The organism is Mesorhizobium sp. M6A.T.Cr.TU.017.01.1.1 (assembly GCF_004023115.1).
GTDB classification, from domain to species: domain Bacteria; phylum Pseudomonadota; class Alphaproteobacteria; order Rhizobiales; family Rhizobiaceae; genus Mesorhizobium; species Mesorhizobium mediterraneum.
Map to the genome: position 1 here is coordinate 15181 of NZ_RZTA01000003.1, position 22774 is coordinate 37954.

The 22774-nt window shown below is 61.4% G+C and carries 23 protein-coding genes, 1 tRNA gene and 1 pseudogene; 17 read left to right on the forward strand and 8 right to left on the reverse strand.

Going from position 1 to position 22774, the window contains the following annotated elements:
* Positions 1-58 precede the first annotated feature (58 nt).
* Positions 59-931 (forward strand): MBL fold metallo-hydrolase, encoded by an 873-nt coding sequence (locus EOB36_RS01445; protein ID WP_128284116.1) that lies wholly within the window; start codon positions 59-61, stop codon positions 929-931.
* 33 nt (positions 932-964) lie between these two features.
* On the opposite strand, the gene EOB36_RS01450 is transcribed toward EOB36_RS01445, so the two are convergent.
* The 3 genes from EOB36_RS01450 to EOB36_RS01460 form a co-directional block, all read right to left on the reverse strand.
* Positions 965-1474, reverse strand: coding sequence for a hypothetical protein (locus tag EOB36_RS01450; protein WP_127204284.1), 510 nt, complete (start codon positions 1472-1474; stop codon positions 965-967).
* 371 nt (positions 1475-1845) lie between these two features.
* Entirely contained in the window at positions 1846-2757 is a 912-nt protein-coding gene (rpoH, locus tag EOB36_RS01455) for an RNA polymerase sigma factor RpoH (protein ID WP_029348727.1), read from the reverse strand.
* A 207-nt stretch (positions 2758-2964) separates the two neighbouring features.
* Positions 2965-4050, reverse strand: coding sequence for an RluA family pseudouridine synthase (locus EOB36_RS01460; protein WP_128284117.1), 1086 nt, complete (start codon positions 4048-4050; stop codon positions 2965-2967).
* A 27-nt stretch (positions 4051-4077) separates the two neighbouring features.
* Between EOB36_RS01460 and EOB36_RS01465 the strand changes: the two genes are divergently transcribed.
* The 5 genes from EOB36_RS01465 (at position 4078) to EOB36_RS01485 (ending at position 6734) form a co-directional block, all read left to right on the forward strand.
* A complete protein-coding gene (locus EOB36_RS01465) occupies positions 4078-4455 on the forward strand; it encodes a fimbrial protein (protein ID WP_127204282.1) in 378 nt (125 codons plus the stop codon).
* Positions 4452-4859, forward strand: a complete 408-nt coding sequence (locus EOB36_RS01470) for a VOC family protein (RefSeq protein ID WP_127204281.1) — start codon at positions 4452-4454, stop codon at positions 4857-4859. Before EOB36_RS01465 ends, EOB36_RS01470 begins: the two co-directional genes overlap by 4 nt.
* A gap of 90 nt (positions 4860-4949) precedes the next feature.
* A tRNA-Glu gene (locus EOB36_RS01475) sits at positions 4950-5024 on the forward strand.
* A 210-nt stretch (positions 5025-5234) separates the two neighbouring features.
* Complete coding sequence (locus EOB36_RS01480) at positions 5235-5816, forward strand: VOC family protein (protein WP_128284118.1); 582 nt, start codon at positions 5235-5237, stop codon at positions 5814-5816.
* A gap of 27 nt (positions 5817-5843) precedes the next feature.
* Entirely contained in the window at positions 5844-6734 is an 891-nt protein-coding gene (locus EOB36_RS01485) for a glutathione S-transferase family protein (RefSeq protein ID WP_128284119.1), read from the forward strand.
* Positions 6735-7179: 445 nt separating this feature from the next.
* On the opposite strand, the gene EOB36_RS01490 is transcribed toward EOB36_RS01485, so the two are convergent.
* Positions 7180-8064, reverse strand: coding sequence for a hypothetical protein (locus EOB36_RS01490; protein WP_245467553.1), 885 nt, complete (start codon positions 8062-8064; stop codon positions 7180-7182).
* A gap of 428 nt (positions 8065-8492) precedes the next feature.
* On the opposite strand from EOB36_RS01490, the gene EOB36_RS01495 reads away from it, so the two are divergent.
* Positions 8493-8864, forward strand: coding sequence for a hypothetical protein (locus EOB36_RS01495; protein WP_095487194.1), 372 nt, complete (start codon positions 8493-8495; stop codon positions 8862-8864).
* A gap of 205 nt (positions 8865-9069) precedes the next feature.
* Here the strand turns inward: EOB36_RS01495 and EOB36_RS01500 are convergent, their stop codons facing one another.
* Together EOB36_RS01500 and EOB36_RS34840 are read right to left on the reverse strand one after the other, a co-directional pair.
* Positions 9070-9285, reverse strand: coding sequence for a hypothetical protein (locus EOB36_RS01500; RefSeq protein ID WP_095487192.1), 216 nt, complete (start codon positions 9283-9285; stop codon positions 9070-9072).
* 263 nt (positions 9286-9548) lie between these two features.
* Positions 9549-9974 (reverse strand): hypothetical protein, encoded by a 426-nt coding sequence (locus EOB36_RS34840; RefSeq protein WP_245329978.1) that lies wholly within the window; start codon positions 9972-9974, stop codon positions 9549-9551.
* A 34-nt stretch (positions 9975-10008) separates the two neighbouring features.
* On the opposite strand from EOB36_RS34840, the gene EOB36_RS01505 reads away from it, so the two are divergent.
* A complete protein-coding gene (locus EOB36_RS01505) occupies positions 10009-10710 on the forward strand; it encodes a DUF2865 domain-containing protein (RefSeq protein ID WP_245467555.1) in 702 nt (233 codons plus the stop codon).
* Positions 10711-10753: 43 nt separating this feature from the next.
* On the opposite strand, the gene EOB36_RS01510 is transcribed toward EOB36_RS01505, so the two are convergent.
* Positions 10754-11113, reverse strand: a complete 360-nt coding sequence (locus EOB36_RS01510) for a hypothetical protein (RefSeq protein WP_095487188.1) — start codon at positions 11111-11113, stop codon at positions 10754-10756.
* A gap of 219 nt (positions 11114-11332) precedes the next feature.
* Between EOB36_RS01510 and EOB36_RS01515 the strand changes: the two are divergent.
* The 7 genes and pseudogenes from EOB36_RS01515 to phoB all read left to right on the forward strand — a co-directional run.
* Positions 11333-11795, forward strand: a pseudogene (locus EOB36_RS01515) (response regulator); the annotation flags it as partial.
* Positions 11796-12301: 506 nt separating this feature from the next.
* A complete protein-coding gene (locus EOB36_RS01520) occupies positions 12302-13306 on the forward strand; it encodes a PstS family phosphate ABC transporter substrate-binding protein (RefSeq protein WP_128284121.1) in 1005 nt (334 codons plus the stop codon).
* Positions 13307-13427: 121 nt separating this feature from the next.
* Entirely contained in the window at positions 13428-14816 is a 1389-nt protein-coding gene (gene pstC, locus EOB36_RS01525; RefSeq protein ID WP_126104620.1) for a phosphate ABC transporter permease subunit PstC, read from the forward strand.
* Positions 14809-16422: a phosphate ABC transporter permease PstA gene (pstA, locus tag EOB36_RS01530; RefSeq protein WP_126104621.1), complete on the forward strand. Its 1614-nt coding sequence runs from the start codon at positions 14809-14811 to the stop codon at positions 16420-16422. The genes pstC and pstA overlap by 8 nt, the downstream gene beginning before the upstream one ends.
* 12 nt (positions 16423-16434) lie before the next feature.
* Entirely contained in the window at positions 16435-17250 is an 816-nt protein-coding gene (gene pstB, locus EOB36_RS01535) for a phosphate ABC transporter ATP-binding protein PstB (RefSeq protein WP_095487180.1), read from the forward strand.
* A 36-nt stretch (positions 17251-17286) separates the two neighbouring features.
* Positions 17287-17994 (forward strand): phosphate signaling complex protein PhoU, encoded by a 708-nt coding sequence (phoU, locus tag EOB36_RS01540; RefSeq protein WP_126104622.1) that lies wholly within the window; start codon positions 17287-17289, stop codon positions 17992-17994.
* Between the two features lie 16 nt (positions 17995-18010).
* Positions 18011-18700, forward strand: coding sequence for a phosphate regulon transcriptional regulator PhoB (gene phoB / locus EOB36_RS01545; protein WP_031254097.1), 690 nt, complete (start codon positions 18011-18013; stop codon positions 18698-18700).
* A 34-nt stretch (positions 18701-18734) separates the two neighbouring features.
* Here phoB and EOB36_RS01550 read toward each other — a convergent pair whose 3' ends face one another.
* A complete protein-coding gene (locus EOB36_RS01550) occupies positions 18735-19982 on the reverse strand; it encodes an ROK family protein (protein WP_128284122.1) in 1248 nt (415 codons plus the stop codon).
* 267 nt (positions 19983-20249) lie between these two features.
* On the opposite strand from EOB36_RS01550, the gene xylF reads away from it, so the two are divergent.
* Positions 20250-21290, forward strand: coding sequence for a D-xylose ABC transporter substrate-binding protein (gene xylF, locus EOB36_RS01555; RefSeq protein ID WP_095487174.1), 1041 nt, complete (start codon positions 20250-20252; stop codon positions 21288-21290).
* Between the two features lie 145 nt (positions 21291-21435).
* Positions 21436-22767 (forward strand): sugar ABC transporter permease, encoded by a 1332-nt coding sequence (locus tag EOB36_RS01560; RefSeq protein WP_126104624.1) that lies wholly within the window; start codon positions 21436-21438, stop codon positions 22765-22767.
* Positions 22768-22774 lie beyond the last annotated feature (7 nt).

Genomic DNA, 22774 nt, shown 5'->3' on the forward strand with positions numbered 1-22774 from the left:
TTCTTTTGCCCCGGCAGGGAAAACCATTCCTGCCGGGTAGGAGTTGAGGGAGCCGGGATTGGACGCGACATCGGCCAAGCTGCAGGTGGCAGGCTTTTACGACAAGCCGAGCGGGTCCATCCAGTATGTCGTCGCCGACCCGCAGACGCGACGATGCGCAATCATCGATCCGGTCCTGGATTTCGACGAGAAGTCCGGCGCCACGGCGACGAAGAATGCCGACGCCCTGCTCGACTTCATTAGAGATCAACGGCTGGTCGTCGAATGGATCCTCGACACCCACCCGCATGCCGACCATTTCTCGGCGGCGCACTATCTCAGCGCGAAGACCGGAGCGCCGACGGCGATTGGCGAGAAGATCATCGACGTCCAGAAATTGTGGAAGGTGATCTACAACTGGCCGGATTTTCCTGCCGACGGATCCCAGTGGAACAGGCTGTTTGCGGATGGCGAGACCTTTTCGGTCGGCGGCATTCCGGCAAAGGTGCTTTTTTCGCCGGGCCACACGCTGGCATCGATCACCTATGTGATCGGCGACGCCGCTTTCATCCACGATACGCTGTTCATGCCGGACAGCGGCACGGCGAGAGCGGACTTTCCCGGCGGCAGTGCCGCCCGGCTCTGGCGCTCGATCCAGGATATCCTCGCGCTACCGGACGAGACACGCCTGTTCGTCGGCCATGACTACCAGGCGGAGGGGCGCGAACCCTTGTGGGAGAGCACTGTCGCGGAACAGAAATCCAAGAACACCCATATTGCCGCCTGCAGGACCGAGGCCGATTTCGTGGCGTTGCGCGAGGCGCGCGACAGGACGCTGCCCATGCCCAGGCTGATCCTGCACGCGCTGCAGGTCAACATGAATGGTGGACGCTTGCCGGAACCGGAATCCAACGGCCGCCGGTATTTGAAATTTCCGCTCGATTGCTTGTGATGAGATGGGTCGCAGACGCCAGCTAGTCTAGCTTCAGGGTTTTGTTCTGCGGGCTAAATGTTCATACGTGATTTGCCAAGGGTCGCTCTCGGAAGATCTTTCCTCGCCGATCCAATGGAAGCTGTTGGTAGTGATCTCAGTGAAACGCCATCGAGTTTTCAGACCGCGCGAGTCATTGCCGAGCTGGACAATGTCCTTACCCTCGGCCCGCCCGATCTGGCGCGAGTGATCTCGGTTGAGCGGGTCGTTCCATATGATGTGCCAGCCATCGATCCCAGGATCGAAGATGCGCAAAGTCGTGCCAAACATCGTGGACGGCGCAGGGCGCTTGGGCCTGATCCAAACGTCCTGAATCGCGCGGCCTTCGAGCACCCAGCCAAAATGGCATTCTCCATTCCATTTCTGGATTGTGCCGTCGTCGAGGTAGTGGACCGTGTCCATTTCCCAGCTTCCAATTAGCCATCCATACAGGTCCATCTCTTTCGCTCGGTCGGCTGGGGGACCTTCGGATTCGAGAGCGGTGAGAAACTGAGAAATCGTCATCGTCATCTCCAAATAGACGAGGTCGGCGCCCCATTGTCGCGCCCGCCTGCCGCAAGTGCCGCTTCGTGGAATTTCGCGACGGAAGCTCGTAAGGCGCCGGAACATTGCCGCCACAATTTGCAGCGTTGCGGTTTCCGGGGCTTGGGGAAAATTGCTATAATGCCGCTATGAATAAGATCGTTTGCGAACGCGATGGCGAGGCCGAAACCGCCGGCATCTTTGGTGGAGCGGTAGCGCGTCGCATGGGCGGGCAATAACCAACCCTAGCTAGAATATGGCACCAAGGTACAGCTCTCCCGGCAGTCGGAGGACCCATAAAAAACGGCGGCGCCAGTTGCCTGACGCCGCCGTTATTTGTTTCGTCGGAAGCCTTACGCCGCCGGCTGCGCCTCGATGGTGCGCAGGGCCTGCATCTGGCGCTTGGCCGCGGCCTTGACCGCGTCCTGCACCTTCTCGAAGGCGCGCACCTCGATCTGGCGCACGCGCTCGCGGCTGATGTCGAACTCGGCCGACAGCTCTTCCAGCGTCAGCGGCTCCTCGGCCAGGCGGCGCGCCTCGAAGATGCGCCGCTCGCGCTCGTTGAGCACGGCAAGAGCGCCGGACAGCATGCCGCGCCGGTTTTCCAGCTCGTCCTGCTCGATCAGCGCCTCTTCCTGGCTTTCGTGGTCGTCGACCAGCCAGTCCTGCCATTCACCCGATTCACCTTCGCTCGCCCGGATCGGTGCGTTGAGCGAGGCATCGCCCGAAAGGCGGCGGTTCATCGACACCACCTCCGCTTCGGACACGTTGAGGCGGGTGGCGATCTCGGTGATCTGATCGGGCTTCAAATCGCCGTCGTCGAGCGCCTGGATCTTGCCCTTCACCTTGCGCAGGTTGAAGAACAGGCGCTTCTGGTTGGCGGTCGTGCCCATCTTGACCAAGCTCCACGAGCGCAGGATGTATTCCTGGATCGAGGCCTTGATCCACCACATGGCGTAGGTGGCAAGCCGGAAGCCACGCTCCGGTTCGAATTTCTTGACAGCCTGCATCAGGCCGACATTGCCTTCCGAGATCACCTCGCCGATCGGCAGGCCGTAGCCGCGATAGCCCATGGCGATCTTGGCGACGAGCCGAAGGTGGCTGGTGACGAGCTTGTGCGCAGCCGTGGTGTCCTCATGCTCAGCGTAACGCTTGGCGAGCATGTACTCTTCCTGCGGCTGAAGCATCGGAAAGCGACGGATTTCTTCCAGGTAGCGGCTGAGGCCGCCTTCGCCGGAAACGATACTGGGTAATGACTGGGCCATGATAGCGCCCCCTCTCTCTTGGAGTGGTGCCCCCGAAACGCGGCGGGCATATGTCGCGAACGCCAAAAGGCTCGTCGCGACAGCGGATGTATATAGGAACAAAACCAGAAAGGACAGCATTGGTTCAACACGAAACAGTGTGTCACGCCAAAGTGAACAACGACTGTCAGGTTTTGCCAATCAGGTTTTGAGTGGATGGAAGGCGGTTCAGAGTTTGCGAAAACCGTCGACGAGTTCCTCCATATCCCTCGGTACCGGCGCCTCGAACCTCATCGTTAGATGGGTAGTCGGATGCCGAAATTCAAGGAGGCGGGCATGCAATGCCTGTCGCGGAAATGCCTTCACCCGGCCTTTCAGCGGCTCGGGCAGCCGGTTCGCCTTGGTGCGAAACGCCTGGCCATAATCGGGATCGCCGACGACCGGATGGCCGATATGAGCCATGTGGACGCGGATCTGATGGGTGCGGCCGGTCTCGAGCCGGCATTCGACCAGGCTTGCCGTGGCAAATTCCTTTTGCTGCTCGCCAAAGCGCTCGATCACGGTGAAATGGGTGACGGCGTGGCGGGCATCGTCGCGGCCCTCGGGCACCACGGCACGGCGCACGCGGTCGGCGGCGCGGCCAAGCGGCTCGTCGACCGTGCCTGTCGGTCTCATCGGTATGCCCCAGACCAAAGCCAAATAGGCGCGTTTGAGATCGCCGGTCAGGCCATGGTCGGCAAAGGCCTCCGACAATGACTTGTGGGCGCGGTCGGTCTTGGCGACGACCATGACGCCGCTGGTCTCCTTGTCCAGGCGGTGGACGATGCCCGGCCGCCGCACACCGCCGATGCCGGAAAGACTGTCGCCGCAATGGTGGATCAGCGCGTTGACCAGCGTGCCGGTCCAGTTGCCGGCGCCGGGATGGACGACCAGCCCCGACGGCTTGTTGATGACGATCAATTCATTGTCTTCATAGAGGACGTCGAGCGGGATGTTCTCGCCTTGCGGCTCCGCCGGCTCCGGCTCCGGCATGTCGACCGACACGCGGTCACCGGCCGCCATCTTGCGCTTGGTCTCGGTGACCGGCTGGCCGCCGACCTTGACGGCGCCCTGCCTGATCAGCATCTGCACCCGGCTGCGCGACATGTCCGGACCGAGCTTGCCCGCCAGCCATTGGTCGAGGCGCTGGCCGGCCGCATCGGGACCCGCTTCCAGCATGATCGATCCCCCGTCTGGCGATCCCCCGTTTGGCGATCCGCCCTCCATCAATCCATCCTCTATCAATATGGGGGCCTCTTCGTTATGAGCGCTCATCGAAAAAAAAGTTCCGGAATGTTTGCCATGGCCGCTGCCGATGAAGACGAGGAAAAGCCGCTCGACCCCGAAGTCGAAAAGGTGCGCAAGAAGCTCGTCCGCTTCGTCGCCATTAATCTCGGCCTGCTGTTCCTTGCCCTTATGGTGGTGATCGCAGCCCTTGTCTACAAAACGCGCACCGCGCCGCCGGCTAGCCCGCCACTGGCCGGCGACATCCAGGTGCCATCAGGCGAGCCGCTGACCGGCGACATCGTGCTGCCGGTCGGCGCCAAGGTCATCAGCCAGTCGCTCTCCGGCAATCGCATCTCCATCGATGCGGAGCTTGCCGACGGCAGCCGCGCCATTTTTGTCTACGACATTACTGAGCGCCGCATCATCGGTCGCTTTTCGATCCGCAACAAATGACTGGTTTCGCCGAAAATCGCCGCGTCGCCACGGTCGCACTCGTGGTCAGAAACTATGACGAGGCGATCGCCTGGTATGTCGGCAAGCTGGGCTTTGTACTCACCGAAGACGTTGATCTTGGCGGCGGCAAGCGCTGGGTCACGGTGGCGCCGGCAGACCGACACGGCGCGCGGCTGCTTCTGGCAGAAGCGTCGGGCGACTTGCAAGCAAGCTGCATCGGCAACCAGACCGGCGGCCGGGTCTTTCTGTTCCTCGAAACCGACGACTTTGCCCGCGACCACGCGCTGATGCTCGAAAAGGGCGTCGAATTCCGTGAGGCGCCCCGACACGAGGCCTATGGCACTGTAGCGGTTTTCGCCGATCTCCACGGAAATCTCTGGGACTTGATCCAGCCAAAACGGTAAGCCTGCAACGGATATTTTCCCGGCACTAGAGACTGTCCGAAGGCCAGTTGCTTTTTCCCAGCCGTCAGCCTATATCGCCGGTTCTTGAACGCGCCCATCGTCTAGCGGTCAGGACACCGCCCTCTCACGGCGGGAACAGGGGTTCGATTCCCCTTGGGCGTACCAAGGATTTCAAATTTGCGTACACGGGTATCGCCGTCGGTCAAAGCCGGAGCCGTCGCTTCTGGTGCGGCGCCCTCAATTGAATTAGCATCGCTTCATGTAACCGAAGGGCCAAGGGTCCAGGACGGTGCGCAGAACGCCGCCGGGACGAATCTGTCGCGCAGCGAATAGATCGACGCTCGTCGGGAACGAGAAGATCTAGGGAGAGGGCCAATGCAGAAACTGCAATCGCAGGGTGTCCATCACATCACCCTGGTCGGCGCCGGGCGCCAGACCTCCATCGACTTCTGGGAAGGCGTGCTTGGCATGCCTTTCATCTTCGAGCAGCCCAACCTCGACAAGGCCAGCGAAAGCCACCTCTATTTCGATCCGGGCGACGGCCGGCTGATCACCATCTTCACCGATGAGAGCCGCACGCCGGAGAAACGGCGCACGCCGACCGATCCGGGCTGCGTCCATCACATCGCCTTTGCGGTGTCGCGCGTCACCTTCCTGCAGGCGGTCGCCCGGCTCGATGAGCGTGGCATCAAGCACAGCGGCGTCAAGGATCGCGGCTTTATGGATTCGATCTACTTCGAGGATCCGCTCGGCCTGCTGATCGAGCTCGCCTCCTACCGTTTCGAGCCGCCGGCGGGCTTCACCCGTGCCGACGTGCTGATGCAGGCGCACAAGCTCCGCGTCGCGCGCGGCGACTACGCAATCGCCGAGGTGCATCTTGCCGACGCGATCCAGGCGCTTGTCGAGCGCTCCCGCGCGACTTTGTCGGACGACCGGACACCGAAAAATCCATACTGACGACAGCAACCCCGAGGGAGGACCATAATGGCAAAGACGACAACGAAGAGTGCGAAGAAGCCGGCTGCCAAGGCCGCTCCGAAACCAGCTGCCAAGGCAGCGACAAAACCTGCAGCCAAGGCGTCGAAAGCTTCCGCCAAGCCGGCAGCGAAAGCCGCCGTGAAGCCCGCAGCAAAAGCATCCGCGAAGCCCACGCGGAAGGCCGTAGCGAAATCAGCGAAGAGGCCCGGACTGACGCTTAGCATGCTGAAGCCGAGCGTCAACAACATGAGCGTTCGGGTGTTTGCACGCGCGGCGGGGCTAGATCATTCCGAGACCGACGTATGGGGCCACACGCGCTCGCCTGAATACATGGCGCGAAACCCAGCCCATCTGACGCCGATGATCGAGGACAAGGGCTTGCCGAGAGGCGTGTTGTGGGAGAGCTGCGCCATCATGCAGTATCTCGCCAACAAGCATGGGCTGGAGAAACTATATCCCAAGGCGCCGGCCAAGCGGGCAATGATCGACAGCGCCATGTTCTACCTGATCGGCACGCTCTACCCCTATGTGGCGCGCGCCACCTATCCTGCGCTGAACTTCCCGCAATATGCCGGCGAGGTCGGCCACAGCGACGCCCACCCCGACAGGAAATCGGAGGCCCAGAAGGCCGCGGCGGCCGCGATCGCCGAGCCGCTGGAGGTCTTTCACTCCTTCTTCAGGAACGGCAAGCCGTTCATCGGCGGCAAGAACCCGTCGATCGCCGACATCCGCCTAGCGGCGACGCTCGAATTCCTCGCCGTCATCGACTACGCGCTGCCCCAATGGGCGAAGGAATATATGGCGGCGATCGAGAAGAAGCTCGGCAAGGCCTATGCGGAGCCGGCCGGCGACGTGCGTGGCTATATCGCCTATGTGAAGTCACAGGCCGAGGCGTGAGGCTTTCGCTCTAACGGTTGCTTCCTAAGCCGACCTAAACAGAGGTCGAAAGCCCTGCCTTTTACTGGGCGTAAGAATGTTTGAAGCGTCGACGAAGAGGCGACGGTTGACCTGGGGGCATGGGTCCCGATGATGGGGCCGCGCGGGTGGCGTCCATGGAAGGGACTTGTACATGACCCGCAAACTACCTTTATTCGCCGCGTTCGGTTTGGCGCTTGCTGCCCTGGCGGCGTGTGACCAAACTCAATCAGGAGGAACGCAGGCGACGACCGCTGGCCAATTGCCGCCACCTCCAGCCGACACGATGACGCCGGCACCCGCAACCCCGCCAGCTCAGACCGCCCCTGTTCAGTAGCAGATCGTAGCTTCAAAAATGGAACCCCCGCCCAAGGCGGGGGTTCACTTTCGGCATCGCCAGAGCCCAACAGGTTGTTGCGCTTGTCGTTCAGGGACCGAATATCACAAGCTCGGTGAACGTCAGATCTCCAAGCGAGGGTGGTTTGGGGCCCTTGAAATATTTCAGCCCCCTGTTGTGGCGGTACCGCCCGTGCAGACCTGCAATCGGCTCCTTGGCGTCGACGACGCAAAGCAGGATGCCGCTTCGCAAGAGAAAGCGCCCCACAGCGCCGGCGCACCGGCTCAAATCCGCGAGGGAGCGGCAATAGATGACCTGATAGCACGGGACAAGACCGCGCAATATTCGGCGCGGCATCAATACGAAAGGAAACGCCACGCCGTCGCAAATGCAAATCAATGACATGCAGCCCAGCGCGGAGTGTTCCGAGAGTATGTATCTCTCACTGTCGGGCAGCATCGCCATTTCCGCAAGATCGGGACGAGCCTCGAGCACGCGATATGACCGCGGCACTGAATTCAAAGCCGGCAAGAAGGCGAATTGTCCGGTGGAAAAGGGGCGAAAGCCGAGCGCCCAGTTAGCCTTTAATGTCGCGGGCGCCGGCGAAATATTCGTGTAGGTCACGTCCCTTTGCTTGAGAATCGTCGTAACCAATTTGGCGCCATAGGGACGGGATTCCGCGTCGACGGACCAGCTTGAAAGGTTGCAGCGGACTTCGTCGCCTTCCTGCCCGCGATAACGGGTATATAGGGTCAGCACAACGCCAACGATCCGACCAGCCTTCTCCAAAGCCAAGCCGTATTGTGGGAACTCGGCGACGGCAGGCCGCTGCGACAAACGGGTCAGCGCCTGTATCCAGTAATTCCGGTCGCGCTTCGGAAAGCCCCGGCACAGGCAGTCGACCACCCCTTCCCAATCAGCTTCGCGAATTGGTCGACAGAGAACGTCGGGAGGGAGGGCGCCAAGCACGGCCATAAATCGACTTCCAGAATACGATAGTTACTTCGATATGTCTCACGCGCCAACATGTTGGTGCACAACGATTAATAGTCTGTGCTGGTTTTAAAAACGACTTTCCGCATTCATCACGAGAACGCCGATCAAGGTTGGCCAGGACACGTCGGTGAGCAGCCCCGCCAGCTAAGGATTTGTTAACCAAAGCCCTATCTACTGATCGGCAATTCACCCCCAATTCGTGACCACGGATGTACTGGCGCGGGCGAGGTGAAAAGGAAAGGTCGGCCATGTGCCGGCCTTTTTGCTCTCAAGGGCCATTTCGCCGGGGAAACTGCGGCCTGACTTCGCGATTGCCGGGCATCAAGCCCTTGCAAAACATATTGTCATCGTCGCCATTGTCCGTACCATATCGCTGTGCGGGCAAGGCGGAAGGACGAGGACTTGCAATGAAACGCGCTGCAGGGCTTTGCGTGATTGCGGGCGCGATATTGGCAGGCGCCACCTGTCAATCGAATGCCGCATCGCTCAACACCATGGACGATGTCGGGGCTGCGATCCAGGCGTGCTGGACCCCGCCGGCAGATGCCGGGAATTCAACCGTCACGTTGAGCTTCAGCTTCAAGCGCAATGGCACGCTGATCGGCCCGCCCAGGCCGGCTGCCATCAACGTGACCGGCGACGCGAAGGCACGGCAATCCTTTGTCGATGCCGCGATCGCCGCCGTGGAAGACTGCTTGCCGCTGAGTTTTTCGCCGGCGCTCGCCCAAGGGATTGCAGGCAACGTCTTCACCCTGCAATTCAGCTCGCCCAAACAGTAATCGGGCGTCACCCCGAGCAAAGGCCCGGGCGGGCGCATTCAGCCACGCGTAGTCCGGTGGCGCCATCCCAAAGCGATCGGGCCGAATTCCGGTACGAGATGTTAAAGCGCGTCGCGTTGAAACGGATTCAATCGCCGCGCTTTAAGCCTTTGTTTTTATGCATGTCGTTATCCCAAAACCGCTGCGCACTTTTGGGCGACATGCTCTAGTGCTGCCCACGCCTCGCATTGACATGGCGCGCCAATTCCGGCGTTTCGAAGACGTAGTCGCTCCAGGCCGATTCCGGAATCTGGCCGGACAGATAGCATTCCAGCAAAAGACTTTGCTCAGGACTGAGAGGTCTCGGCGCGCGCTCATGATCCAGTCCAAGCGAATGAAACAGATTTCTGGTCAGGCCCGAGACAGTGAAGTGAATCGACATGTACGTCTCCTTTGACCGTCCAGCGCATGGTCCCAAGACCGGAAACGACATGCGCCAAATCAGCGTCCTTTGTGCATCCAAAGGGACGCGCGGCGCTGCAATGGCCATTTAACGCCGAAGACAGGACAAAGGTTTCAGTGCGAAACTGCCGGTAACGCCGGATTGATCGGAAATTCACCGGTCGATCGAGGAGTCCGAAACCTGCCAGTCTGGTCAAATTTTCGGCAGTGGCGCGGGTAGCCGGCGTTGTTTTTGGTTTCGTCTCAATCTTGAAACAAAAGTGCAATATTGAATTTACGCGAATACATGTAATACACTAGTATTAAGGTCTCTTGAAACTGCAATTTCGCTGGAATTAGGTGGTGCTCATTTAGAGAACCCTTATTCACCATCAACAAAGAATGCGGTTCCAGGTTATCGGCAGAAACAATGGCAATGGTCGCTCCAATGACACGCTTCTGGTCTGACATGTTTCTTTTGCCGGTATTGGTGACGGCATTTATGCTCGGCACTTCCTCTTCATACGCGGATAGTTGCAGCGCGATCAAAAGCCAAATGCGTTCGGCCGAACGCGGCGGCGGGTCGAGCCCGCAGCTTGCGCAGTTTCGCCGGCAGCTTGTTGCGATCCAACGGTTGGAGAAACAGCGCCAATGTTCGGCCAAAAGTTCGCTGGTCGGGTTCTTCTTCAACCCTTGTGCCGATCTCGTCAGGAGCAAGGCAGAGGTGCAACGCCAGATCGCGGCCGCATCGAATGCGCGCAGGAATACAGCCGGCCTGCGGGCCAGGTTCGCCGCCCTGGGCTGCGCGCCCACCGCCAAGCAACAGAATCGGCAGAAAGAGCAGCAGCAGGACCAGCGTTCGGCAGCCAAAACCCAGTCCGCTGGCCTGAAATATGCTGGCAGCCCGATGCTGTTTTGCGTGCGCCTGTCGGACGGATATTTCTTCCCCGCGCCAAAATCGCAGTTCGCCAAAAGAGACGATCTGAAGGAGACCGTCGATCAGTGCCGCTACATTTGCGACGATCCAGGTGTCGACCTCTATACGCTGGAGGATGCCAGCCTCGAGACCGAAGCGATGGTCGCTCTCGAGACGCGAAAACTCTACACAGAGCTTGCGACCGCTTTCAGGTACCGCGACGACGCGAATTTCAAGGCGTGTAGCGTCAAGCGTTATTCTCGGCGGGTCGCCGAACTCAGGGCGCGGACGGTAACGCCCGCCAACATGGCCAACGCCATCATTCCATTGCCGACGACAAAGCCGGATCTTGGCGCCGTTGCAGAAATTCTCGGACCCGATGCCAAAGCTCCGGATCTCGGGGCTCCCAATGCCGAAGCCAAGGGCGCCGCTCAGCATCAGTCGATCGAAAAATTAACCGAAACGCGGCCGGTAAGGGTGGTCGGGCCGGCTTTCTTCCCCGAAAACTGACCCCGTGGAGCTTAATTTAGATCACCGTTTGAATGCCGGTCGGCTATTCGCAGACCATGCGGACCCGTTTTCCGGGTTGGCTGATATTCCTGCAAGTGAGCGGTTTTGCCGGCTCGGATGACGGCGTCGGCGGATCTTTGGAAATCCTGGTGATTTGCCTTCTCGGCGCCACGGGGGTGTTGGTTCTGCGGACCTCGGCTTTTTTCGGCGTTTCGGGCGCCACAGGAAACACATCGGTCTGCAACTGGGGCTGTTCGGCTTGCGCCTGCTGCGGCGGCCTGTCCCAGAACCGCCGGACATCGAGCGGCCTTGGAATGACGACGGTGCCGTCATAACTGCGCGAGCAGCCGCTCCCGAACAGCAGCATCGGGCATAGCAAAAAAGGCAGAATCCGTCCCAACATCGACAACACCCTTACGGGATTGTAACGCGGCTTCGGTTCTAGCGGCAACGAGCGAATTCCAAATCCGCCGCACTGGTCACGATCTGTTAAGGTTAGCGGAACGTTAATGCTTGTGGGACACATTCCACCGACGAGCCGCCGGCCGGCGGTTCCGAGAACGACATGGCGCAGTCATCGCCGGTGCAACCGCCGCTGCCCGTATACGGAGCCGCGTCCGGGCGGGCGCTGCTGCAGCCGCCACCGGTTCGTCCCCGCACCAGCACGCCGGCAGGCCACCGGGCATCGGCTGGATGTCCTCGTTGCCGAGGACAACGAGGTGAACCAAATGGTTTTCACTCAGATTCTCGGCGAAACCGGCTACGGCTTCGAGATCGTCGGCAATGGCCGCAAGGCGCTCGATGCCTTCGGCAGGCTCAATCCGCGCATGATCCTGATGGATGTTTCGATGCCTGAGATGAACGGCCACGACGCGACCGCCGCTATTCGGCGGCGGGAAGAAGAGACCGGCACGCATGTCCCGATCGTCGGCGTCACCGCGCACGCGCTGAAGAGTGATCGCGAACGGTGCCTGGAGGCGGGCATGGACGATTACCTGCCCAAGCCCATCAGCCCCAGGGCCTTGCTCGAAAAGGTCGAGCGCTGGCTCGGCGCGGACGGCGAAATCCAGCGCAACGCGGGGTAGGCATCCGCGTCAGGCTGCAGAAGTTCACTTGAGATTCGGCGACGCGTTGCGGACGAGACTATGGTGCGATCGCACCATACCAAAGCGTGCGCCAGGTTGGGACAATAAGCACATTCGAGTTCCGCTCCTCCAGTTACGGGCGGGAGCAGCGACCGCCGGCAAGAAACAGGGTCAGATTTACCCCAACGGACCTGTTTCGGCGATGGCGCGGCCATGACCTCCTTTGGCCGCATGCAACGCGCTCCCGCCCGGATTTTCTTTTTCGACGCAAATTTGCACCGCCTGTCCGAGGAAATGCCGGCTGGAAACCGTGCAAGCTGCTGATTCCAGCGGCAAACCACGGCTGTGCCGGCGAGACCCGCGGCGCTTCCCTTTCGACATGGCTGTGCGGCGTTACCGGGCTGACATCAAACTGTCATGCGACTGTTATAATCGGGGGCTATTGGCCTCAGCGGGCGCCGAAGGAATGGCGCCGAGAGACCATATTCCGAACAGGAGCAGGCCACATGAAGAAATTTCTCCTTACGGCGTCGGCCGCGGCGCTTGCGCTCGCCACGTCGGCTGGTTATGCCGCCGCGCGCGACCAGATTCAAATCGTCGGTTCGTCCACAGTGTTCCCATTCACGACGGCTGTCGCCGAAAAGCTCGGCCAGAGCGGACAGATCAAGACCCCGGTCGTCGAATCGACCGGCACCGGCGGCGGCATGAAGCTGTTTTGCCAGGGCGTCGGCGAAAATACCGCCGACTTCACCAATGCCTCGCGCGCCATCAAGGACAGCGAGCTTAAAACCTGCAAGGCAAACGGCGTGACGCCGGTCGAGATCAAGGTCGGCTTCGACGGCATCGTGCTCGCCAACTCGAAGGCAGGGACTGTCGTCGATCTGACCAAGGAACAGGTTTTCAAGGCGCTCGCCAAGAATGTCGCAGTTGACGGAAAGGTCGTCGCCAACCCCTACAAGAACTGGTCGGATGTCGATGCGTCGCTTCCCGCGACAAAGATCGAAGTGCTTGGCCCGCCGCCCACGTCTGGCACGCGCGACGCGTTCGTTGAACTCGTCATGGATGCGGCCTGCCAGGAAGAGGTGAAGGCGGCTAATGAAAAGGGCTGCGGCGAAATCCGCGAAGACGGCGCTTTTGTCGAGGCCGGCGAAAACGACAATCTGATTGTCCAGAAGCTGGAAGCCAACCCCAATGCCTTCGGCATCTTTGGTTTCTCGTTCCTTGACCAGAATGCCGACAAGCTGCAGGGCCACAAGGTCGACGGCGTCGAGCCGACCTTCGAAAACATCGCATCCGGCAAGTACGGCGTTTCCCGCTCGCTCTTTATCTATGCCAAGAAAGAGCATGTCGGCGTCATCCCCGGCATGCAAGAGTTCATCGCAGAGTACACCTCGGAGGGTGCATGGGGTCCTGAGGGTTATCTGGCCGACAAGGGCCTGATCCCGCTGCCGGACGCCGAGCGCGCCACGTGGGCCGAAAACGCCAAGGCCCTGAAGGGCATGGGCTCCTGATTTTTTCGGGGTCCGGGCAAATATCAGCTCTGACCCTCATGCTCTAAAGCACAAAGCGCGGGACCAACGTCCCGTGCTTTGAGCCGGTGAATGGCCGGCGGTCGAGGGGACGTCCTGAATCATGGTCGGTTATCTCGTTGTTCTTCTGTTAGTTCTGGCTGCTGCGGCCTATTGGATAGGCCGCACACGCGCCATTGCCAGTGTCAATGGCGACGTCGCCCGGCTGCATTCGCTGCCTGGCCAGCATGGCATGTTCCTGGCGCTTTTTGCCGCCGGTCCCGCGCTGCTTGCGATCGTGCTGTGGTCGATGGTGACGCCGGGAATTGAATCGTCGATCATTGCCGACCGCTTCTCCGCCGAGCTGTCGGGAATGGGCATTCCGCAGGTCGAAGCTTTCATCCGCGACGCTCGCGCGATGGCCTTTGGCGGGCTTGTCGGCTTCGCCGATCCCACGAAAGAGGCGGCCGCGGCCGTCTACAAATCGATCCATGCGACCAGCGCTTGGATCATCTGGGGGATCGCGCTCATACTGTCCGCGTCCGGATTTTACTGGGCCTATTCGCGCATCGCACAGGCCTACCGGGCGCGCCACGTGGTCGAGCGCGTTCTTCGCGCATTCTTGATCACCTGTTCGGCGGTCGCGATCCTGACGACGATCGGCATCGTCTTGTCGCTCATCTTTGAATCCTTGCGGTTCTTCCAACAGGTGCCGCTCTATAAGTTCCTGTTCGGCACGCATTGGTCGCCACAGAGCGCCTTCACCGGCGCCGGAGCGGAAGCCGGGGCGGTCAACCAGGACATTTTTGGCATGGTGCCGCTGTTTGCCGGCACGTTGCTCATCACCTTCATTGCCATGCTGGTAGCTGCGCCTATCGGGCTGATGGCTGCGATCTATCTTTCGGATTACGCCTCCAAAAGCGTCCGCGCGGTCGCAAAGCCGGTATTGGAAATCCTTGCTGGCATTCCGACCGTCGTCTACGGTTTCTTCGCTGCGCTGACGGTTGCGCCCTACTTCCGTGGTCTGGGCGAAAGCCTGGGTCTCAACGTTGCGTCAGAATCCGCGCTCGCCGCAGGCGTGGTCATGGGCATCATGATCATTCCCTTTGTTTCCTCGCTTTCCGACGATGTGATCAACGCCGTTCCGCAATCCCTGAGGGACGGTTCCGCCGGCCTCGGCGCGACCAAGTCTGAAACCATCCGCAAGGTGATCCTTCCGGCGGCCCTTCCGGGCATCGTTTCGGCGATGCTGCTCGCAGTCAGCCGCGCGATCGGTGAAACAATGATCGTGGTCATGGCCGCAGGGCTGGCGGCAAACCTCACGGCCAACCCGCTCGAAGCGGTCACAACAGTGACGGTGCAGATCGTGACGCTGCTTGTGGGCGATCAGGAATTCGACAGCGCCAAGACGCTTGCAGCCTTCGCGCTCGGCCTGGTGTTGTTCTGCATCACGCTTACCCTCAACATCGTCGCTTTGCGCGTCGTCCAGAAATACCGAGAGCAATATGACTGATGCGATCGCGTCATTCGGCGCCGGCAGACGGCCGGTCAGCATTCATACCGACGATGCCGCGAAGGCACGGCTGAAGGGCCGTTACCGCGCGGAAACGTGGTTCAAATGGCTTGGCGCCGCAGCCGTCGCGTTGGCCGGCTTGTTCCTTGTGCTGCTCTTGTCGACGATCGTCACGCAGGCGATCCCGGCGCTGCGGCAGAACTATCTGACGCTGCCGATCGATCTTTCGGCGGCCAAGGTAGACCCGGCGAAACTCGACGCCGTCAACTACGACGCCATCGCCCAGGAAGCGCTTACGGCAAAATTTCCGGATGTGACGAGCCGTCAGGACAAGCGCCTGCTGCGCGGACTGATTTCCACGGGCACAGGCGTGTTCCTGCGCAAAGATATCGCTGCTGATCCGGGGATGCTCGGAGGAACTGTGGACTACGCGGTTCCACTTGACGATTTTGCCGACCTTTATCTCAAGGGTTTGCTTGCCGACGTCGGTTCGGACGAGGCGATTTCGACAAGCGTCACGCCTTCGCAAAGCAGCGGCGACATCGATCTGACCTTCGGCGACGATGCCATGCTGGCGTTGGCGCGCGGCCATGGTGCGACCGAGGGCGAAAACGGCATGCTCACGCTGACGAGCGGCGCGTCGTCGCTGCTGGTCGCGTTCAATGGCGGCACGGTCAAGCTGACCGCGCTGTCGCCTGGGGCCAACGGAACGGCGGTCGCAAAGGGCACGGTGATCGAGGCGCTGGACAGCACGGCGCCAGCCGCGAGCGGCCAGGCATTCCTGCGGGTCATCGACACGCCGGAAGCATCGCGAAAGATTTCGGACAAGGTGATCGTCTGGCTCGATACGCTGAAGAGCGCCGGCCTGATCGAAAGCCGGTTCAACTCGATCTTCTTCTTCACCGGCGCAAGCCGCGAGCCGGAACTGGCCGGTATCTGGGGCGCGGTCGTCGGATCGTTCCTGACCATGATCGTAACGCTCGCCATCGCCTTCCCGATCGGCGTTTCGGCGGCGATCTATCTTGAGGAATTTGCGCCCAAGAACCGGCTGACGACGATCATCGAAGTGAATATCAACAATCTGGCGGCGGTGCCTTCGATCGTCTTCGGCCTGCTTGGACTTGCCGTATTCCTGAATTTCTTCGGCCTGCCGCGCTCGGCCCCGGTGGTCGGCGGCATGGTGCTGGCGCTGATGACCCTGCCGATCATCATTATCGCCTCACGCGCTTCGCTGCGCGCCGTGCCACCGTCGATCCGCGAGGCGGCGCTTGGCATCGGAGCGTCCAAGGTCCAGACCGTATTCCATCACGTCCTGCCGCTGGCGATGCCGGGTATCATGACCGGCACCATCCTCGGAATGGCGCATGCGCTGGGTGAAACCGCGCCGTTGCTGATGATCGGCATGGTCGCCTTCATCGTCGACATTCCCGGTGGCTTCACCGATCCCGCGACGATCCTGCCGGTGCAGATATTCATGTGGGCCGATTTTCCTGAAGCGGGGTTCCAGCAGAAGACTTCGGCGGCGATTTTGATTTTGCTGGTATTTTTGGTCATCATGAATGCCATCGCGGTGATACTGCGCAGGCGCTTCGAGCGGCGCTGGTAAGGAGTAGAGGATATGAACATCATGACGGAAGCCAGCGTCGAGCAGAAACTGAGTAGCGGAACCAACGAGCCTTCGATCAAGATGAAGGGCGAAAAGGTCTCCGTTCATTACGGCGAGAAGCGAGCTCTGTTCGACGTGGATCTCGATGTCCGCGAGAACCAGGTGACGGCGTTGATCGGCCCATCGGGCTGCGGCAAGTCGACCTTTCTGCGTTGCTTGAATCGAATGAACGACACGATCGACATCGCGCGGGTAAGCGGCAAGATCACGCTCGACAACGAGGATGTCTACGACCCGAAAATCGATGTCGTCGAGCTGCGAGCTCGCGTCGGCATGGTGTTCCAGAAGCCGAACCCGTTTCCGAAGTCGATCTACGAAAACGTCGCCTACGGTCCGCGCATTCACGGTCTGGCCAGGAGCAAGGCGGAGTTGGACGGCATCGTCGAATCGAGCCTGAAGAAGGCCGGCCTGTTCAACGAGGTCAAGGATCGCCTGCTCGAGTCGGGCACTGGCCTTTCCGGTGGCCAGCAGCAGCGTCTGTGCATTGCGCGCGCCATCGCTGTGTCGCCGGAAGTGATCCTGATGGACGAGCCTTGTTCGGCGCTCGATCCGATCGCCACCGCCCGTGTCGAGGAACTGATTGACGAACTGCGCCAGAACTACACGATCGTCATCGTCACCCATTCGATGCAGCAGGCAGCGCGTGTGTCGCAACGCACGGCGATGTTCCATCTCGGCTATCTGGTCGAGGAGGGCGCGACCGACAAGATGTTCACCAACCCCGACGACAAGCGCACCCAGGACTACATCACCGGCCGGTTCGGCTAAGCGGTCCGGCGAATTTTCGAGCACGAGGACAGTATCATGGGTGAACATACCGTCGCATCTTTCGACGAGGAATTGGAGCACATCGACAGGCTGATCCGCGACATGGACGAGCTCGCCGCCGCGATGGTCGCAGCGTCGATCCGCGCGTTGCTTGCGTCAGACAATGCGATGGCGCAGCGCGTCGTCTCGGATGACGCCATCATGGATGCGCGGCAGCGCGAACTCGACGACAGCGCGATCACGCTGATCGCCAAGCGGCAGCCGATGGCGCAAGACCTGCGCGCCGTGGTTGGCGCAATCCGGATGGCCGGCGATCTCGAGCGCATCGGCGACCTGGCCAAGAACATAGCCAAGCGGGTCAGCGCCGTCGGGCAGAGCGCCACGCCGCGTAATCTCTCGCACGGTATCGACGCGATGGCGGATCTCGTTCTCGAGCAGCTCCGCGGCGTGGTCGAGCACTATGTGTCGCGCAACGCCGGCGCGTTGAAAGAGCTGCGCGCCGCCGACGAGAAGATCGACGTGAAATACACGGCGGTTTTTCGCGAACTCCTGACCTACATGATGGAGGACCCGCGCAACATCACCGCCTGCACGCATCTTCTGTTCTGCGCCAAGAATCTCGAGCGTATCGGCGATCATGTCACCAACATCGCCGAAAACGCCTACTATGTCGTGACCGGGCAGCAATTGCCGGCGGATCGGCCGAAGCTCGACGAAACGACGATGTCGGCGTCGGCGACATGACAGGGGTAACCGGCCGATGATCGCGCCGCGCATCATGGTGGTGGAGGACGAAGAGCCGCTGGGCGTCCTCCTTCGCTACAATCTGGAATCCGAAGGCTATCAGGTCGAGGTGGTGACGCGCGGCGACGAGGCCGAAATCCGGCTTCAGGAAAACGTGCCCGATCTTCTGGTGCTCGACTGGATGGTGCCGGCGGTTTCGGGCATCGAGCTTTGCCGTCGCCTTCGGGTGCGTCCCGAAACCGAGCGGCTGCCGATCATCATGCTGACCGCGCGCGGCGAGGAAAGCGACCGGGTGCGCGGCCTCTCGACCGGGGCCGACGACTATCTGGTCAAGCCGTTCTCGACACCGGAATTCATGGCCAGGGTCAAGGCGCTGCTGCGCCGTGCCAAGCCCGAAGTGCTGTCCAGCGTGCTGAAGGTCGGTGACATCATGCTCGATCGCGAATCGCACAGGGTCTATCGCAAGAAGAGCGAGATCCGGCTCGGGCCGACCGAATTCCGGCTGCTCGAATTCATGATGCGGCACCCGGGTCGGGTGTTCTCGCGCAGCCAGTTGCTCGACAATGTCTGGGGCGAGACGATCTACATCGACGAGCGCACGGTGGACGTCCATGTCGGCCGGCTGCGCAAGGCGGTCAACAATGGCCGCATGCCCGATGTCATCCGCACCATCCGCGGCGCGGGCTATGCGATCAGGGAAGACTGAACAGACTGCCTGAATTCAAGCTGCGTTCTTCCATTCAGGCCACGTGCTTCCTGGCCGTGCCGGACTTCCCTTGCGCGCCCGGCGCGAAAATCTCCTGGTCGACGAAGCTCAGCGCCCGCATGGCGCAGCCTTCGCGGATCAGCGGCAGCTCGTTCGGCTCGGTGTCGAAGGAAATCGAACCCGAATACTGACCGCCGGCGGTCTGAGCGATGGCCTCGCGCAGGGCCGGCTCGATCAGGTCGAAGGCGGCAGCGCTGGCGCCGACCATGGCGACCGGCGCCGGATCGATCAACGCGAACAGGCTGCCGAGCCCGAAGCCGAGCGCTTCGCCGGCCTTGCGGTAGGCTTCGCGCTCCGGTCCGTCCGTCTGGCGCGCCCGGGCCGCCAGTGCCCGCATCTCGGCGTCGCTGACATCGGCGACCGGCTCGGCGTTCTCGCTCAACTGCCTTGCATTGCGCCAGATGGCGTAGTTGCCGGCATAGGCCTCGACGCAGCCGCGCCGCCCGCAGCGGCAAAGCGCGCCGCCCGGCCGGTGGATCATGTGGCCGAATTCGCCGCCTGAGGAATGGGTGCCGGTGAACAGTTCGCCCTTCAGCACCAGCCCCATGCCGATGCCGTGGGAGAGCAGGATGGCGATGAAATCGTCGCGGTAGCGATCCGGGTCGCGCCAGCGCAGCGCCACGGCCATCATGTTGCAATCGTTCTCCATGATGGCCGGGATGCCGAACTCACGTTCCAGAATGTCGGCGAAGGCAATGTTCGTCTGCGGCGTGATCGGCGACCACAACATGGCGCGCGCATGGGAATCGGTGATGCCCTGGATCGCCAGCGCGATGCGGGCGACGCTTTGGATATTGAGATCGGGATCTTCGAGCCGGCGCCGGACGATGGCGACACATTCGTCGATCAGCTCGTCGCGCGACATGGTCAGCGTGTCCAGCCGGCGCTGTTCCTCGGCGACCACTTCTCCAGCATAATCGATGACGGCGACCGAAAGGAAATTCAGCGACAACACGACGGCCAACACCGCCGCCGCTTCCGGATTGAGGCTGAGGCCGACCTGCGGCCGGCCGCGTTTCAGCGAAACGGTCTCGCTCGCCTTGCTCTCGGTCAGGATGCCTTCCTGGATGAGGTCGGAAGAGATCGCCGATATGGTCGAATGGCTGAGGCCGGTGGTCGCGGCGATCTCGGTTCGCGACGGCTGGCCTGCCCGGCGTACGGCCGAAATCACCATCGCCCGGTTGCGCCGACGCAAATCGTCATGACGGATTCCAACCGACATCCTTTGCTTCCTCCCTCTTGCCGTGGCCGCTCATGAACCGGAAGCCGTCGGTAGCGTCCGACAAATACTGGCAGAAGCAGAAGGCCCTGTCATTGTTTATTCCGGGGCTCGAAAAAAGTCGGCAGGGACATCAAAATCCATCAGAATTGATGTTGACAGCGCTTCGGCGTTGGACCAGTATTTTTTCGAGGCTCGAAAAAATAGAGCCTTTGTGCCGGCCTTCGGGCCAGTTTGGTCGCGCCGTATCGCGGCGCAGGGAGGACTATCATGAAGAGATTCGCAGCCGCCATCCTGGCGGGGGTCGCCATGTCGCTGACGCTCGCGTCGGTCGCACAGGCGAAGGACAAGGTCATTGGCGTTTCGTGGTCGAACTTCCAGGAAGAGCGCTGGAAGACCGACGAAGCCGCCATGAAGACAGCGATCGAGGCCGCCGGCGACAAGTATATTTCCGCCGATGCGCAGTCCAATCCCGGCAAGCAGCTGACCGATGTCGAGAGCCTGATCTCGCAGGGCGCCAACGCGCTCATCATCCTTGCGCAAGATGCGTCGGCCATCGGGCCGGCGGTGCAAAAGGCGCTGGACGAAGGCATTCCGGTCGTCGGCTATGACCGGTTGATCGAGAACAAGGACGTGTTCTATCTGACCTTCGACAACCAGGAAGTCGGCCGCATGCAGGCCCGCGAAGTGTTCAAGGTGGCGCCGGAAGGCAACTACGTCTTCATCAAGGGCTCGGGCGCCGATCCGAATGCCGATTTCCTGTTCGCCGGCTCCATGGAAGTGCTCAAGGATGCCATCGACAGCGGCAAGATCAAAAATGTCGGCGAGGCGTATACCGACGGCTGGCTTCCCGCCAACGCCCAGAAGAACATGGAACAGTTCCTGACCGCTAACGACAACAAGGTCGATGCGGTGGTTGCCGCCAATGACGGCACCGCCGGTGGCGTCGTCGCGGCGCTGACGGCGCAAGGCTTGGCCGGATCCGTCCCGGTGTCCGGCCAGGACGGCGACCATGCAGCGCTGAACCGCATTGCGCTCGGCACACAGACCGTATCGGTGTGGAAGGACGCGCGAGAGCTCGGCAAGAACGCCGCCGAGATCGCCTCGCAGCTTGCCGATGGCAAGCAGATGACCGACATTGCGGGCGTCAAGGACTTCACCACGCCGGGCGGCAATGCCGTCAAGTCGCTGTTCCTGACGCCGATTGCCATCACCAAGGACAATCTCAACGTCGTCATCGACGCCGGCTGGATCAAGAAGGACGAAGTCTGCGCGGGTGTCGCCGCGGGCAGCGTTGCGGCCTGCAACTGATCTGGATCATTTCGCAAGGAAACGAACGCCGCGGCTGTCAGGCCGCGGCGTTTTTCGAGAGGCTTTCCGCTTCAAATGACCGTGGAAAGCAAATAGCATTCTGTTCCGGCATCCGCGCCAGACGGCAACCCGGTCGGAGGACATCATGACCGACACGGCATCCAACCCACCGGTCGCCCACACGGCCGAAGACCGGGCGCGCGAATCCGAGCTCAGCGCCATCGGACGGTTCCTCAAGGCAACCGAGCTCGATATACGCATGCTCGGCATGGTCGGCGCTCTGCTGGTCATCTGGGTTGGAATTCACATCCTGTCGGGTGGGCTTTTCCTCACGCCGCGCAATCTCTGGAACCTGTCGGTGCAGACCTCCTCGGTGGCGATCATGGCGACCGGCATGGTGCTGGTCATCGTGATGCGCAACATCGATCTTTCGGTGGGCTCCGTCGAAGGCGTGATCGGCATGGTGATGGGCGTGGCGCAGGCCGAATTCCTCATCCGCGTCATGGGGCTCCAGGTGGGAAATCCCTGGATATGGATTATCGCATTGGCTGCCGGTGTGGTGCTCGGCCTCATGATAGGCGCGCTCCAGGGCTTCATCATCGCCTATCTCGAGGTTCCGGCCTTCATCGTGACGCTGGGCGGCTTGCTGATCTGGCGTGGCATGGCGTGGCTGATGACGAGCGGGCGCACCGTCGCGCCGCTCGACGCCACGTTCCAGCTCATGGGTGGCGGGCCGCGTGGCTCGATCGGGGCAACCGCAAGCTGGATCGTCGGCGTTCTCGCCTGTGCGGCCGTCGCTTTCATGCTGCTCAACGGCCGGTCGCAGCGCAAGCGGTTCAAGTTTCCGCTGCGTCCCGTCTGGGCGGAGAGCTTGCTTGGTGTTGTCGCCTGCGCCGCCATCCTCGGCGCCGTGTGGATCGCCAATTCCTATCCCTGGCCAATCGGCATCGTGCGCCAATACGCGCAGCGGAACGGCATCACCGTCCCCGAAGGCGGGCTGTTCATCGCCCATGGCATCGCCATACCGGTGCTGATTGCGGTCGCAGTGGGCATCGTCATGACCTTCATCACCAGGCGCACCCGTTTCGGCCGCTATGTCTTTGCCATTGGCGGCAACCCGGAAGCGGCGGAACTCGCCGGCATCAACACGCGCTGGGTGACCATGAAGGTGTTCATGATCATGGGCGTATTGGCCGCAATCAGCGCGGCGATTGCGTCGGCTCGCCTCAATGCCTCGACCAATGCGCTGGGTACGCTGGACGAGTTGCTGGTCATCGCCGCAGCCGTCATCGGCGGCACGTCGCTGGCCGGCGGCTCCGGCACGGTGCTCGGCGCCATGCTGGGCGCGCTTCTGATGCAGTCATTGCAGTCCGGCATGGTGTTGCTCGGCATCGATTCACCGCTTCAGAGCGTCGTCGTCGGCGCCGTCCTGGTGATCGCCGTCTGGCTCGACACCGTCTACCGCAAGCGCGTTTAGGGAAGGG

What these genes read in the sequence shown, in the direction of transcription:
- EOB36_RS01450 (WP_127204284.1), bottom strand. Translation starts at nt 1,474, where the DNA reads ATGACGATTTCTCAGTTTCTCACCGCTCTCGAATCCGAAGGTCCCCCA.
- rpoH (WP_029348727.1), bottom strand. Translation starts at nt 2,757, where the DNA reads ATGGCCCAGTCATTACCCAGTATCGTTTCCGGCGAAGGCGGCCTCAGC.
- EOB36_RS01460 (WP_128284117.1), bottom strand. Translation starts at nt 4,050, where the DNA reads ATGAGCGCTCATAACGAAGAGGCCCCCATATTGATAGAGGATGGATTG.
- EOB36_RS01465 (WP_127204282.1), top strand. Translation starts at nt 4,078, where the DNA reads ATGGCCGCTGCCGATGAAGACGAGGAAAAGCCGCTCGACCCCGAAGTC.
- EOB36_RS01470 (WP_127204281.1), top strand. Translation starts at nt 4,452, where the DNA reads ATGACTGGTTTCGCCGAAAATCGCCGCGTCGCCACGGTCGCACTCGTG.
- EOB36_RS01480 (WP_128284118.1), top strand. Translation starts at nt 5,235, where the DNA reads ATGCAGAAACTGCAATCGCAGGGTGTCCATCACATCACCCTGGTCGGC.
- EOB36_RS01485 (WP_128284119.1), top strand. Translation starts at nt 5,844, where the DNA reads ATGGCAAAGACGACAACGAAGAGTGCGAAGAAGCCGGCTGCCAAGGCC.
- EOB36_RS01490 (WP_245467553.1), bottom strand. Translation starts at nt 8,064, where the DNA reads ATGGCCGTGCTTGGCGCCCTCCCTCCCGACGTTCTCTGTCGACCAATT.
- EOB36_RS01495 (WP_095487194.1), top strand. Translation starts at nt 8,493, where the DNA reads ATGAAACGCGCTGCAGGGCTTTGCGTGATTGCGGGCGCGATATTGGCA.
- EOB36_RS01500 (WP_095487192.1), bottom strand. Translation starts at nt 9,285, where the DNA reads ATGTCGATTCACTTCACTGTCTCGGGCCTGACCAGAAATCTGTTTCAT.
- EOB36_RS01510 (WP_095487188.1), bottom strand. Translation starts at nt 11,113, where the DNA reads ATGTTGGGACGGATTCTGCCTTTTTTGCTATGCCCGATGCTGCTGTTC.
- EOB36_RS01520 (WP_128284121.1), top strand. Translation starts at nt 12,302, where the DNA reads ATGAAGAAATTTCTCCTTACGGCGTCGGCCGCGGCGCTTGCGCTCGCC.
- pstC (WP_126104620.1), top strand. Translation starts at nt 13,428, where the DNA reads ATGGTCGGTTATCTCGTTGTTCTTCTGTTAGTTCTGGCTGCTGCGGCC.
- pstA (WP_126104621.1), top strand. Translation starts at nt 14,809, where the DNA reads ATGACTGATGCGATCGCGTCATTCGGCGCCGGCAGACGGCCGGTCAGC.
- pstB (WP_095487180.1), top strand. Translation starts at nt 16,435, where the DNA reads ATGAACATCATGACGGAAGCCAGCGTCGAGCAGAAACTGAGTAGCGGA.
- phoU (WP_126104622.1), top strand. Translation starts at nt 17,287, where the DNA reads ATGGGTGAACATACCGTCGCATCTTTCGACGAGGAATTGGAGCACATC.
- phoB (WP_031254097.1), top strand. Translation starts at nt 18,011, where the DNA reads ATGATCGCGCCGCGCATCATGGTGGTGGAGGACGAAGAGCCGCTGGGC.
- EOB36_RS01550 (WP_128284122.1), bottom strand. Translation starts at nt 19,982, where the DNA reads ATGTCGGTTGGAATCCGTCATGACGATTTGCGTCGGCGCAACCGGGCG.
- xylF (WP_095487174.1), top strand. Translation starts at nt 20,250, where the DNA reads ATGAAGAGATTCGCAGCCGCCATCCTGGCGGGGGTCGCCATGTCGCTG.
- EOB36_RS01560 (WP_126104624.1), top strand. Translation starts at nt 21,436, where the DNA reads ATGACCGACACGGCATCCAACCCACCGGTCGCCCACACGGCCGAAGAC.